Origin of the sequence: Chryseobacterium sp. 3008163, assembly GCF_003669035.1 — a bacterium.
Lineage (GTDB): Bacteria > Bacteroidota > Bacteroidia > Flavobacteriales > Weeksellaceae > Chryseobacterium.
In genome coordinates this window covers 2,207,642-2,222,821 of sequence record NZ_CP033070.1, presented here as the reverse complement: position 1 = coordinate 2,222,821, position 15,180 = coordinate 2,207,642, and the positions used below count along the sequence as shown (strand labels likewise).

Genomic DNA, 15,180 nt, shown 5'->3' with positions numbered 1-15,180 from the left:
ATTTTTAGTTTAATTTTAGAGTATCAACTTCTTTTTTAAGAGAAATAACATACAACGTAAGTTCTTCGATTTTCTGAAGTAATTTCATCTGAAAATCTCCCAATGTTACACCATCCTGGGTCATTTTTTCTCCTGAAGGAATTTCTGGTAAGTGTTTGTTTTCTTTGATAAATGCTTCAAGCTCATTCAAATTCATCATCGAATAATCTTCTCTGATCGACGAATGATTGTCGTAGTATTTCTGGAAAACATAATCTGCCGGAACATTCATATTAACGATAACATCTTCTGCATGAATTTTTCCTTTTACAGTCAATTTCTGATCTGGGTTTTGTGTTCCGATACCAACATTGCCTGTAGTTGCATTAATTCTTAATCTTTCTGTATTATTAGTGCCAATTGCAATGTGATTAGCTGAAAGAGTTTTGATCATTCCTATTCCTTGTCCGTCTCTTGTGTAGGACATTTCCAAGACATTAGTTCCTAATTCATTTACGCTAAATCCAGAGGTATTTGAGGGATTTACTGCTCCACTAGTAATTTTTGAAGTTACAAATCCGTTGACATCAAGTTTTGTCTGAGGATTTTCAATACCAATTCCTACATTTCCTGCATCTTTATTAAATACTACATTATTACCTACAGAATTAATATGTAAGGGCGCTCCTGCATGACTTTGAATCCAGCTATATTGTGAATTATATCCTAATCTTAGATTGGGTTGATGTACTTCTCCAATAATAACTGTTCCTGGCTCATTGGGATCACTCAATGACGAAACTATTTGTAATTTTGTTTGAGGATTTTTGGTTCCTATACCTACATTTTCATTATAATTTACAAAATGTCTATTCTGTCCATTAACAGATTTGGTATAAATAGCAGACAATGTTACTTGATCTAAAACAAGATTTCCTTGCGACTGTTGTGAAACTCTCAAATTATAAGGATTTCCTGTAGATGCAGTATGATAGATGGTGATTTTATATTGATTAATTACAGAATCCCATTCTAAATTTCCAATGTAAATGTTGTCAAGGATAGTTCCTTCAGCTTCAACTAATCTTGAAGTTGTAGAATACCATACAGAATGGTCGGGATTAGCTCCTATCTGAAATTGTTTTTTTATATTTCCTACGCTACTTTGATGTGAATAAGAACCTACAATTTCGAGAGTAATGACACCATTTATATAAGTGTTTCCAAATAACACATCAATAGCACAATTGTTTTCATTGTTTAGGAATTCAAAATTCAAATCTATATAATCGCCGTGTAAATTTTTATTCACATGCATGTAACTGTCAATAAAATCTTCAAACTGACTTTCCGTAGGTCTTTTTCCGGCTTGGAAATAGTTTTTTAGTTCTGATTTTGTTCTTTTTGCCATGATTTTAAATTTAAAATAGTTAAGGTCTGATGATAAATGTTCCCTGAGTGATCATTCCATCAATTCCGTCTGATGAGATACCTCCGATGTCTGACCATGTTTCTTCTTTATAAATGGTAAGAATTTTTTCCTGTGTGCTATACATATTGGATGTGTTTTGGGAAACGAGCTTGAAATGATGGTATAATATATTTCCATCAGCATCTTTAATCTGCATCGGATCCAGATTCACTTTTTCCAACGGTAAGTAGAACTTATTGGCTGTCAAATCAAATGTTTCCTGTACCACCCATTCCTCGGTGTTGCTTGTAGAATTGGTTTCAAGCAGAGACAAATGCGCTTTAGAACCATCTTTAGGATCTGTATTGATCTTTGCGATTTCTTTCCAGTTTCCTTGGTTGCTTAATTTGTACAATTGATATTTCCCTTTATAACAAACCTGATCCCAAGATAAGATCACCCAATTGATAGTGTCTGAATCTACAGCTACCGGCTCAGAATGATATTTCAGTTCAGGAGTTGGCGGATTATAGTTTTCTATCAGTGTACTTACCACAACCTTTGAAGGCATCGAGGGAGCCTCTTCTACAACTACTTTTGTCGCAGGAGGTGATACCTCATAATCTGTCGTAGAATATTCTACTTTTCTGGTAACAACGATTCGATAGAAGAGGAGGTCGCCATAAGGTTTGTCTTCCAGATCTTCAAACTCGTCATATAAAACCCAGGTTCCGTTTCCTTCATCTGTTTGTACATCGGCAATATCAACAGTTTTAACATGATTCATACTTAAAATAGAATCAGCATCCAATTTATTGGTCGCTCTGTAAAGTGAAACCTTGGTGATTTGCTGTACTTCAGGATAAGGATTGACTTCCACCTTCACTTTAGCGGTAATTCCTAATGTTGCGTTATCTACAACCGGTAAAAGACTCATGATTTTTGGTGGTTCTGCCGGATGGGTATTGACCAGTTTAATCGGTCCTGCGAACTCACTGAATTCTCCCATCTGCATTTGGTTCCCAAGTTCTCTTACCCCATAAAAATAGAAGTTGTCTGAAGCTCCGTCAAGGGTAAAGTCCGTAAACAATGTTGTATGTGGAGCCTGGCTGTATATTGCAGCCATCGGAGCCATATCAAAATCTGCGTGTGTAGGAGGTAATAAATATCCGTTTGTATCTCTGATGTTCTGCTTTTTGTTTTTAGGTCGGTGTCCCGTAACCGTTGAAACGTTCAGAGGCTTAATATGCTGGTAGATCACAGGAACTTCTGTAAGCGGCAAGAAGCAATTTGATAGTCTTTCTTTGACAAAACTTCCGAAGTTTAAAGGACCGGAAACACTTGGAACGGCTTTGATTACAGGCTCATTGAATTTAATATTTCCTCTGTCTGCAATAGTCAATGGTTGACTGTAATTCAGATTGCTAGGTGAAAGCTCATAATAGCTATTATGCTCTTCAATAAATTCATTGATAACACTGAATAAATGTGCGCTGTCCGGAAGTGGCAATGCGTACGGTGTATCTGATGTTAATGGGAAACCAAGGAATTCCGGTGAATTTAAAATAAAGTTAAAATCCATGAAGTTCATCCATCTGTCATTGAAGTATTCTTCTTCATTTCCTCCCAGTTCGTTAAGGGCGGCCTTAATTTCCAAAATCGTTTCAGGTTCGTATAGAGATGCTAAAAGCAAGCTGTTATTCGCTCTGAAAAACTGTACAGAATAGGGCTTATGAATGTATTCTGTTAAAATGCTATAGGTCGATTTGCCAAATTTATCAGGTCTTGTCGCATATTTCGACCCTGTAGGCTTTTTAGGCTGTTCTGGTTCGATGATTCTCTGAGCAAACATCACTGTCGGAACACTAAATTTAGACTTATATTTATTTCCCTGCGGATCAAAATTATTATTGTCCACACTCTTGAATCCGAAGATAGAATATCTTACATCTTCTCCGGCAGGTGGTAAAACAACATCTTCAGTAAAGCCGCTTGGTTCATTTTTATGCAAATACACTTTGTAAGACGGATAATAATTTACCTTAGTTCTTAGACGGGAAATATATGGATCTGTAAGGCTTGCAGGAAATAATCCTCTTCCGGTATCTAAAATAGGCTCAAAGTTTACATCTTCACGGATGGTGAAATTTTCATCATAGAAATATACTACCAAATTATCCGTTGTACTCCCAATATTCTCAGTACGTATCACTTTAAAAATAGATCTTGAATCAATCGGAGAACCATCGTTATAATTTCCTACTGTGAAAAGCCTCACAATACCATTGAACCATTCTACTGAATGCGAATTGTTAGAAACCTGCGGATGCTGTGCCATTTTAAAACCTGCAAATGTTACTTTATAAACTCCCTGATGTACTTTGACATAATTATCAGGAAATTCAATAACAGTTCCTTGGCTGTTCTGGTATTTTTCAATTTTTTCATACACTTTTTGTATACTAGCATTTTTCCAGATACCTCTGCTTTTTTCCAGATACCTTTGTGGAACTCCGCTAGATTGAGGCATATTGATGATCTCTCTGTTGATCGTCCAATCACTGCTTCCAATCTGTACTTTTAGTGAATTAGGGTTTTTTACTCCCCAAGTCGGTGTATTCTGCATATTTTCGGTCACATTGAATAAACCCTCCGTTCCCGTATCAATCACAGGAAGTGTTAAGCTGGATTGGTTAATCAAGGGTGTTGTACCTGCAATTATTGCGTCACTTGCGGCTTTTTTAAATACCGTAAATGTAAGACCCAAAGATTCTTCAACGATTTCATGAATGATATAGCTGTCAGAATTCATCAGGAAGATACCTCCTATAAAATCACTTGCCGTAGTTCCTGCAGGAAATTCTGAGTATAATACAGTCGACGTGCCCGAATTTTGCTGATTTGGATTTGGGTTAGGGTTTGTATTCGGGTTGACATTTGGGTTCGGATTGGCTCCGGTACTTACCAATGGCAGATCTTTGGTTTTAATAATAGCCAATAGCTGATTGGTAGGGTGCTGAATCACATCATACGCTCTTGCCGAAATGATTTTCGGGGTATAGTTTCTATAGAAAATTTCTACCTCGTCTGCAAAAACTTCCTTGTTATCAGGGAAAAGAGAATTGGGGTCTGAAATATATTCAGTATTAGATATAACCGAATCAAAAGGAATGGAATATCCCACCTGATCCTGATAAATATGATAGTCAAATGTAAGTCGAGCCAATGTTTTGTCCGTACCAGCAATGGTGTTCAGACGCCTCTGTTCGTCCTGAGTCGTAAATGTCAGCGGAAATTCTTTCTGAATGTTAAAGGCCGTAGCTCCTGAAGGAGGCAGCAATTTATTGAAAGGTTTAATTTCTGTTACAATAGACAATTCGCTCTGACCATGCTGTGCTCTTGAGAACCAGTTGATTCCGTATCCTTTGTAGAAATAAGTTCCGGTTTTATCCTGCTTGTGCATATAAAGAGGAGCATATGTATCCGGAATCTGAATAGGCAAGGTTTCCTGCTTTTCTACCTGCGTACCAACTGTAGAATCAAGGTGGAAGTACTGGGTATCATGACAAAGTTCAGGTTTTTTCCAAGTATAATTATCAGTTTGTCCTGGTTCTACTAATCTATGTTCTAAACCTGCATAAACAGGTGTGGTAAACTGTGATGCATCATACGGCATTGAAGTTGAGAAAAACGAAGGGTTCAGCTCATTTTCAGGAACCGGATAATTATAAAGACTGATGTAACGGTATTTACCATCGTGCGAAAATCCTTCACTGTTGTACAGATTCGAAGAATTTTGATTCGAAGAATCCATACCTTTTGTCAGCTTCATCAGATCAACTGGTAAGCTCAGTCTTTCAATTTCAGTAGAGACCGGAAGTGACATCGACAACAGCTGATATGATTTATCAGAAGTATTCATATCCAGATTCTTATTCGTAAAATATTCTGCGATATAAATAAATTCCTGATCGAAAGCGTCATTTTTAATATCAAGATGTCCTAATCCCAACATTCTTGCAACGTGATAGTCTAATGAGGCAATATTTAGAATGTCTAAATTAGAAATCTGCGTTGCACCATCCTGAACAGGATCTGTAGAAATATTTACGAATGGGTCTGAATCAGTCGGAGCAAAATTAAAATTAAGGGTCTCATACGCTTTAGGATTTGGCTGTGCATCACTCAACGAAAGATAGTTTGTTACAACAGTTTGGATATCTTTATCCAAAGGTCCTGTAGAAGGATGTTCCCATTTTGTTTTATAATTTTCGGTGTTGACATAAGCGTTGTCGTTATATCTTAGCCATTTACCATGTACCGGGTTGGTTTCAGGAAGAGGATCAAGTCGTTTATGAGAAGTTTCTGTATCGGTTGTTAATGCAAAATTTCCGATATGCTTCCAAGCCTGCTCTTCGTTTCTTGCGATAATGAAATCTGAATACAATTCAAAATCAATAGCTGAAACATAAGAGTTTCCGGCTCTGAACCGTATTGTTTTTCCGTTTTCGGCAGTGAAATGATTTTGAGCAACATCATAGCCATAGCTTTGTTTTCTATAGGTAAGAGATTGCTGTGAAGCATTGTTTACATCACTTACAGAAAGCCCTTCCAGATCTAAAACAGACTGAGAATCTACGTTTTCAATTCTCGCTTCTGCTGCAAAAAATAGGTCTGTCTTACATAGCACTTCTATAATTTCGTTACCATAGCTTTCAATAAATTTCAAAGGATCTGTAAGAGGGTTAACGTTTTGTCTTACATGGTTGTAAACTTCTTTGTTTTTAAAATAAACGTAGAAAATCCTTTTATCATTATTAAATTTATATACCCAAAGTTTCTGAGAATCATCAACCAGCTGTGGTGGTTTGCTGAAGCTAAGGTTGAATACAGATTTCGTATACGGCGCTCTGTAAATTTTTACAAAGTCGTTCGGTTTGTTATAGTTAACATTGGTTGTTGCCAAATTACCTTTCGGCAAATGGTTTTCACCCAATTCACCTCCTAAACTCCATCTCAGATGGATCCCTTTTGTACTGTCTTCACCTCTTGATCCTGCAGCCTGAAGATAGAAATTTGGGGTCTGAAGCCCTGAAAAATCATTAAAATTGATCACATTTCCTACTTCACATACATCTGTAAGCTCATAAGGCAAATCATTGATGTCAAATGTAAGCTCGTGATAATCAAAATCCTGTTTTTCAAAATTGTAATTAACAGGAACTGATTGAAATTCTATAAGAGTGGGTCTGAAAAATTCCTGAGGAACTGTTTTACAGGTATTAAAATCATTGGCAACATATCCTGAATAGTTGGTCGAATCATTGATCCCATGAAATATCGGTGAATTGTTTGCAACCTGATCAATTGTAAGCCTCTCTACGTCAATTCTTTTTACCCAATCATGTACGTAATCATAGTTTGAGTATATGATTTCATTTTTATCATTATAGGCATAGAACGATTCGTATCCTAAAGCATATCGTGTATGTTGACTTCTAAATTGCTGATAATAAGCTCCGTAGCCTTCGTTGGCTTTCAAGAGGCAAGGGAAGTCATTCGCTACTCCTGAAATCATTATAGTTCCGGCTGCATCCCGGCAGTAAACTCCGTCTAAAACAATAGGTGTGCCATCATACCAAGAGGTAAACTTGGCTTCTATCGATCCGAATCCCACCTGAGTGGTAATGAAGACTCCTTGTTCGCTATCTTTAACGATCTCCACTCCGGATAAATGAACCATTTCTCCGTAAGTCGCCAGACCTGTAATTTTGAACTCTCTTTTTCCTTGGCTGTTTAAAATGATCTGCTGAAACATAAGCTCACCTTTGTCTGTGATGAACATGATGCCACTTTCATTTAATCTGGCATTGTGAAATGCAAAATGAAAGTGCTGATCATAGAAATTCGCCATGAAAATATTCTCTTTCACGGAGATATCATGAAAACTTTTGTGCCAAAGAGCGGTTCCGGATTCTGTCATTCGAAGCAGAAACGGGGATTCCCCGTTTTCTACTCCTAAAATGATATAACCATCCTGAAAGCTCATTACTTTTCTGAACTCAACACTTGCATTTGTAGTATAGATCTTGCTCCATACCAGATTTCCGTATTCGTCCACCACATTCACCAATCCGGAACCATTTTGATTACCGACATGGATGATGCTTTCATTTACAGAGCTTTTACAAGAATTATTAATAATAGCTTCTGAATTGTTATAATTATGATATTTAAAAAAACTCATTTTAGATTTGGTTGTTTAAAGTTGTATTTCACTTGTTGTTACTGTAGATTCTTCTGTGTAAGCCGCTCCGTCCCAGTTTTTGTATATGAATCTAAATCTGATGTTTTTATTGGCTATTTTTTTGCTTTTGTGCATCACCAACATCTGAGAATAATCTTTTGAATAAAGAATATCAAAGTCATCATTTACATTTCCTGATCCACTTAAGATTTTGAAGCATTCATCCATTTCAGATAAAGGAATCTTAGGATCATTGAACGGTTCCGGATTTCTTACAAGCAATGCGATTACATCCTGATTATTATTTACAATTTTTACAAATTCTGTATTAGTAGGCGGATTTAATGGTTGGATTCCCAATACTCCTTCGAAAGCTCTGTCAAAGACTTCAGAATAGGTGTTGACCAAGCCTTTCAGATAATTGTTTTCTGTACCTTTTGAGACTAATGTGTAGGCATCATCAAGCTGTTGCTGTTTTAAGTTTACATTTATTGAATAGACAGCATTTCTCTGATTGATCAATACATTGTTGTCGTCGTATTCTTTTAATTGATAACTGTTCACCTGTTCCTCGAAGTTGATGTATCTCGAAGTTTTGAATACAAACTCATGAACTTTCTGATTCTCTTCATAGATAATACTTCTACCCACTGTTTGTGGAGCAAGTGTACCATCTTCATTTTCATCGAAGGCATTGTAAACAATTGCTGTATAGAGTTTTTCAGGTTTTAAATTAGTAAGATCCACTGAGTAGCTATATGCTTTTGGTGCAATTGGTTCTCCCAAATGAATAGTACATTGCATAGATCCTGAATTCTGGTTCGCCTGATTTACAAAGTTGATCATTTGCTGTATTCCTAAAGGTAAAGCTGGTGCATTATCTTCTCCCCAAGTGATACCTGTTTGTCCGGGAACCGTTTCATGTTCTGTCCAGTCTATCGGTAAAGGATAAGGAACGATCACATCTGTCACAGGATCTTTGATAACGATATTCATGGCTCCGTCAATCTTTTTCAAATTGCTTCCAGGAACAGCTTCCCAGGCTTTTAGCATGTTGTAAACGTATGGCTTCGTAAAGAAGAGCTTGATTTTACATTGCTTATTACCGTAGAAAATTGGTTTTGCCATCAAAAGATCTCCATTGGCATTAGGATAAGATCTCTTCATATCAATATAAGATTTCAAAGATGTGATAGGATATTCTTCCGGGTTTTTCTTCTTTGGTGGTTGAATAATCTGTCCATCCTGATCTCTTCTGAAATCTATATAATCTTCTCTTCTCTTTTCGAAATGCCCGATAGGTCCTGCTGTTTTAAATGCATAGTAATAATCATAAACTGTCGGAGTACTGTCATTTACTTCGTCTTTTAACTTAAGATTCAGACAGTAAACACTGTTTGGTCTCCAAACCGGCTGAACTACGTTATTAATAGCGGCAATCATATTCTGTGTATCCTGCTGTACGGCATCCTGGCCTGGAATTGTCTGCTGGTATTCATAATCATTAGCGGTAATCCAGCTTACCTGCTGAAGAAGGGTAAAGCAGTTGGTAATAGTATCATCACCATTGCAACCGCAATCTCCAAGCTCGTACATGGTCTCAAAAATGATCTGAACGATTTGTAATGCTTCATACAAAGTACCGTCGTTAGTATACAGTTCTTTAAGCTTATTTATATAAGCCCCAATGTAGGTGTGGCCGTTCAGCAATTCATATTGTGGATTTTGTCTATCAAAATCTACTAACTGATTAATTAAAATGTCAAAACATTTCCAATTATTATACAGTGTACCTGTAGGGTTAGCTGAAAGACAATTGTTCAGATCATACGTAATGTTACTCAGGAACTGGCATAGCAGATCGTCTTTGTGGCAAGGTGGCAGAGATGAATCGCATCCGCATTCCGGAGTGAACTTTAAGTTTAATGGTTTATTTGTTGTTTTATTTACTTTAATAACAACCGCTTTATTCATTGGTTCCTTAGGATACTCATTTGAGTAGCAGATGTCAATTCCGGATGATGTTTCTGAAACTTTTGTAATCAGTGTATTGTGCTTCACAAACGGACTGAAAATATTATTCGGTAAATACAAGAAGATAACAGAATGAAGATTAAAATCTATAAATGGCGGCGGTGTATTTCCTGTCACCTGAAGGTAGGTTAGTTCATACTCAGCCCAATTATTAATGACTTGCGAGTGGTTGAAATCTACAATTCCTGAACCCATTATTCCATTATAATGATCTACCGTATGAAGAACATCAAAATCAAGCTCATTACATTGTGATGTTGTACAGCTTTGGCTCTTTAATCCATCCAATTGTGACAATAAACTATCGTGTAAAGCCAGTTCAGAAGGTGAAAGTACTACTTGTGAAACTTCTCCTGTTGTCTGTGCGATGGCATTTGTCCAAATTTGGTCAATCTGAGCATTGATAGCATCGATCTGAGCCTGGTTCGGGTGATGTGGAATGATTTCAATTTTACTTATAAACTGATTGTTATAGTCTGAGGCAACATATGTGATTTCTCCGGCTGCAAGCTCATTTTTGGTTTTTGTAATTTCCGTAATCACATCATAGGTTTGATAGATCGAATTTGAATAAACATCTTTGTAATATTTAATCGTTACATCACTTGCCAAGGTAGAAAGTGTTAGATTTACCTTTCCTGAAGTTTCAGGTAAGATCACAACCATTGTATTTCCGTTGGTAATCTTTAATGATTTTGTAAATCCGTGAGGATTTGATGCATTGGACACACTCATATAATCATTGCTCGTCACATTTCCTAGCAGGTTGTAATAAGCGCCGTTGATGAATTCATTCGGATACATCGTAGGCTGGTAATAGACTGTACCGACTGTCTTATCCAACACATTAGAGTAGTGCCATTCTTCTGTATAATTTGTACAGAATAGGGTAGAAGCTGTGATACCGTACTGTTCAGGAATAAACCATCCCGGCTGACCTCCGTCAAGGAATGAGAACGGAGTCGTTCCTAAAATCCTTATCGTATCATACTTTTCGTTGGTTTTTTGCCAGAACCCGATCTTGAAATCATCAATTCCGGCAATATCTGACGCCTGATCATCATGAAGTACTGCTCTGTAAGGATTATATTCCTTCCAGTTTCCACCATCATCCATAATGTTAATGATCACATCTTCAACAGAATACTTATGTTTTACCTGGCGGATCACGTGACCTCCTGGCTGTACTTTTTCAGGTGGTATAAGATCTAAGAATCCGCTTGCTCCTGTCGTATGGCCCCCGATCTTTTTATCGGATAACGTTGTAGGAACCATTCCTTTTTCAATTTTAATATCTAAATAGGTATCCAAAGGAATGATAGGAACGTTAGGGTTTTCTTTTACACTCGACGGAGTCGGTAAAGCATTCATTGGAAGGTTTTCCAGAATAAACTCTTCATTGGTCAGCATATTGACCCCTTTTACGGCGTCCTTTACCCGGCTTTCTTTCGGATAATCGATGCCTGGTAGATCAGATTGATAAGTGATTGGGGCAATCGGTTCGGTATCCGTATTTGGCTCTTTCTCCCATTTAATCGTTAAATGAACCTTAAGGGTAAGCTTAATGATAAACAGCTTCACTTTTAATTCAAGCTTAAATTCAGCCAAGATGAGGAAAGGCTTTACAAGTTCGACCCTGAAATAAATAGAGATGAACAACGAAACTTTTACGATATATAAATTAAGCTCTGCGCCGCCTTCTACATAGATGTATCCTCCTGTCTGTGGCCGTTCAAAACTCACTTTACCACCCACTTCGATGGCTGCCCATACTTTTAGGATAATTAAATTCAGGTTAAAGTCAATTCTTGCGCCGGCTTCTATACCTTTTGCTGCAATCATTAAATATGCCTGAGCTTTAATATTCATTGAATCTTTAAACAGCGCAGCGGTAATCGGTTTGTCCTTGGTTCCGAAGTTGACGTACCATGGCTTTTGATTCTTGAAGAAGAATCCCATCTGAACCTCAGCTTTGATATCGATGAATGAGCCGTTGGTTCTGTTGAGCTGGAAGTTACCTCCCGCTCCGATTTCCAGAGAGTTATCACCCACAATGACGAAGGCATAGAATGGCGGAACCCGAGGATCGTCTTCCGTTAAGCCCAATCTTTCACTGATAATTGTTAAACCTGCATCAATAGCAAACATACTTGGTACGGATAATAATACCATTGCACGAAGTGAAGCCAAACGGCCGTCTAATGTTGCTAAGGAAGCTCCTGCTCCAATGGAGAAAGGAAAATCATACTGCTGTGTATGCTGTGGGCCTATAAATTTAGGTAAACGGATTCCACGTTCTGGATAGACGTAATAATCGTACCAGCTGTCATCCGTATCCATATTAATAGCACTCTTATGCGCTACGTAACGATATCCTAAAAGTCCCCTGAATCCAAAGATACCAAACGATCCCAGCGGAATCACGAAAGGAAATTCTACCTGAGCATCAATAAAGAATCCCGGATATTTTGGATCAAATGCCATTTCCGCAGAACCGTAAATTTTCATTTTTGGTAATTGGATCGCTACTTTTCCTCTGTATTCCGTAGAAACTCCCGGTTCAGGAATCGTCAATGAACCATTGATGATCGCCATTGCCGCTTCCGGACTTGCCGATCCTGGAATTACTAAGTCAACTTCTAAAGTAGAAATGTGGAAATAATCGTCTCCATCTCCGCCAAATTGATCGTTGTCATTGGTATAGTAATATTTTACACCGTTTCCTCTAACGTCAAGTCCTAGAGGATTGACATTGATCCCTCCATCGAATCCGATATAGTTATAGCTTCTCATGACCCCGCCCTTCAATCTCTGGATGGTACCCATGTGGATCGCTGTAACACTCATAACAACAGGTCCGATATTCAGGTTTAGATTGATTGGGATAATAGAGTTACCGCCTGCAATCTCGAATTTTCCGTTGGCGTAATAACGGATCGCCGGTAGATCGATTCCTTCTTTACCAAATAATTTTGAACCGAAAGAATCATCAGGGAAGAAAATTTTTGTGTCAGCTTCAACATAAAAATTATTCTCTTTTTTTCCGATTTCGATGCTTTGTAAATTGAAAGTAAGAATATCGAAAAGATTCATCGAGAGGCCAAAAGGTAAAATTGCCGCAGAAAGTTTAAAGTTTTCTTTACTTTCCCATTCGCCATCAACTTCGATCCTCATTGGTTGATTGTTATTATTCTTAAATTTAGGAATCGTTAAAGATGCTTTTAATGATGAATGCACTACCTGCCCGTGATGGAAATCAATATCGAAATGTGAAAACCCAAGTTCCCATGCTTTTTCAGGATCTTTTCCTAATTTAAATTTCAGTTCATCGCTGGTATCAATTTCAAGACTCGTTAGAAATTTGTAATAATCTGTCTCGTTTTTGAATATTCTGGTGTCTCCGGCACTTGTTGTTAACGAAATAGGATATTCAAATTTCAATTGTGAAGGTGAGCCCAGACCATTTACATACGTTTTTAATGCGTCGTGGTTCGCAATTGGCACTGCGGTAGGACTTGAAAGAGATTTTACCTTTAGATTTGAATAATCAAGAGTAAAATAATTCTCAAAATAACTATCTAGTTTCAATACTCCACTTTCTTCTTTCATCTTATGAGTGGCTCTGATGGCAATATTTCCCGACAGTCCTCCTGTACCGATCAATAAATGATTGGCAGAGATTCCGATGGTTTGCCCCGGATTGCTTTTAAACCATTTTTTAGGCAAAAAGATCTCGGTATATTCCATGTAAACTCCCATGAATTCCTTCGGTCTTCCATCGGCATCGGCTTCTGCGATATTCTCTTTCTTACTTAAATCAATTTTAAGGTTGTGAATATCAATCACAAAACCGGTATTTCCGATTTGTGCAGGATGGTTCAGATTAAGAATCAGATCCATATTATACCCGAAACCTCTTTCTGTGTCTGCATAGAAAAGTGCTTCTGCAAATGTCATTACCACTTTCGGTTCTACGCCGTTGTTGTCTGCTGGCAGTGGCTCTAAAGCTGCGGTAGGATGATTGGGTGGATTGACAGGAACAAGAATGCTTCTAGGAAATTCGATAGCCGCCGAAAGCATCAAAGTTGCTTTAAATTTTGGAATGATGACTTCTTTGATGAATTCATCAATATCCTGAGGAATCAGTGACTGGAAAAATTCTTTTACCTTTTTTCCGGTTTCCTGGATGTTGTCTGTTAATAAAAAAGTAGCAAAAGCTGCTAAAGAAGCATACTTGCCTGCTTTTGCATAGATGTCTTTTACGACATCGGTTACTGTTGTTGCATTGGTAGGGAGTGTAAGTCCCAAGTTTTGATCTGCATTAAGATCAGAAACAAATTGCATTAACGGAGTAATATTTTGGTTTTGCGGTTCTACGAAATTATTGACAATATGTGCAATTGCCTGTTCTTCCGTTATATTTAGCACTCGAAGTGCGACTTCAAAGATTTGTTGAGGTTCAAAGGAAAAGTTTCCTAGACTGAACTGGCGCAGGTACGCCAGGATTTTCCATTGATATTCGATCGTAATCGGAAAGGACGAAATCTGAGAATCGTTTCCTATCATATCCGGATTGAGAACTAAAGAAATACCCGTTCCCGGAATTTCGATGTCTAATCTTTTTGATACGAGGGATAAACTATAGAAAGCCGAATCTCCTTTCGGGCCTTTACTGTACTGCAAATCTTTGTAATAGATCTTGTCGAGGAGCCCAACGACTCCGTCTTTTATGAATCCCAGAATGTCTGGAATCTGGTCTGGTGTAACCACAGAGGATAACCTCGGGTAATACCTATGTGTTACCGGTGTTTGATTTGGCATGAAAATTTTTTTTGTGTTTGGGGTTATAAATAACCTTTGATATTGCTCCAAGTCGAGAGAATATGAAGCAAGTAATGAGGATTAAGTAGGAATGATAGGATTTGCATTATGATAATAATCCATGCTTGACCAATCAAAATCCACTAATCCAGGAAGATCTTCTAAAAGAAACTCTTGTTTGAATTCATTCAAATAAACATTATGATTAGGGTTATAACTCATCATATTACTAAATTGACCATTCGTCCCATACCAGAAAATATATAACTTTTTATTATTGTTATCATAAAAATATTTATTTGTCTCTTCATAATCATGCTGGTTTGTTATTGCATCAATTGGACTTGTGTAAATTTCATTACTATTACTATCAAGTACCGAAATCCCTTTGAACAATAAAACCCCGTCAACATATTCTGATTCATTTACTTGAACGTAGTTTCCGACTACTTGTCTTTCTCTAATTTCGATTGTTCGAATCGAGTTATTTTCAGATAATATATTAGCAATAGACTCGTTAGTGTCTTTGTAATAAATTAAATAAATCAATTCACCTTTTTTGTATTCTTCTTTTCTTTTAACTAAACCGTTTACAGAAAATACTTTTATATAATTTTCCATATTATCCATTTGAGTTAAAGTTATTGCTTTTTCAAACTCATTTTCGTAAGAAATACTTGTTGCCATA

The 15,180-nt window shown here is 37.2% G+C and carries 4 protein-coding genes; all 4 read right to left on the bottom strand.

Features of this window, described 5'->3' with window-relative positions; all coding sequences use genetic code 11:
- Positions 1–4 precede the first annotated feature (4 nt).
- The 4 genes from EAG08_RS10010 to EAG08_RS09995 all read right to left on the bottom strand — a co-directional run bounded on the left by EAG08_RS10010 (position 5) and on the right by EAG08_RS09995 (position 15,179).
- Positions 5–1,390, bottom strand: a complete 1,386-nt coding sequence (locus tag EAG08_RS10010; protein ID WP_129535304.1) for a tail fiber protein — start codon at positions 1,388–1,390, stop codon at positions 5–7.
- 19 nt (positions 1,391–1,409) lie between these two features.
- Entirely contained in the window at positions 1,410–7,637 is a 6,228-nt protein-coding gene (locus tag EAG08_RS10005; protein ID WP_129535303.1) for a hypothetical protein, read from the bottom strand.
- A 15-nt stretch (positions 7,638–7,652) separates the two neighbouring features.
- Positions 7,653–14,492: a hypothetical protein gene (locus tag EAG08_RS10000; protein WP_129535302.1), complete on the bottom strand. Its 6,840-nt coding sequence runs from the start codon at positions 14,490–14,492 to the stop codon at positions 7,653–7,655.
- An 81-nt stretch (positions 14,493–14,573) separates the two neighbouring features.
- A complete protein-coding gene (locus tag EAG08_RS09995) occupies positions 14,574–15,179 on the bottom strand; it encodes a hypothetical protein (protein ID WP_129535301.1) in 606 nt (201 codons plus the stop codon).
- Between the last annotated feature and the right edge of the window lies 1 nt (position 15,180).

Bases quoted from the DNA above. Each gene is read 5' to 3' on its own strand.
- EAG08_RS10010 (WP_129535304.1), bottom strand. From the start codon at position 1,390: ATGGCAAAAAGAACAAAATCAGAACTAAAAAACTATTTCCAAGCCGGA.
- EAG08_RS10005 (WP_129535303.1), bottom strand. From the start codon at position 7,637: ATGAGTTTTTTTAAATATCATAATTATAACAATTCAGAAGCTATTATT.
- EAG08_RS10000 (WP_129535302.1), bottom strand. From the start codon at position 14,492: ATGCCAAATCAAACACCGGTAACACATAGGTATTACCCGAGGTTATCC.
- EAG08_RS09995 (WP_129535301.1), bottom strand. From the start codon at position 15,179: ATGGCAACAAGTATTTCTTACGAAAATGAGTTTGAAAAAGCAATAACT.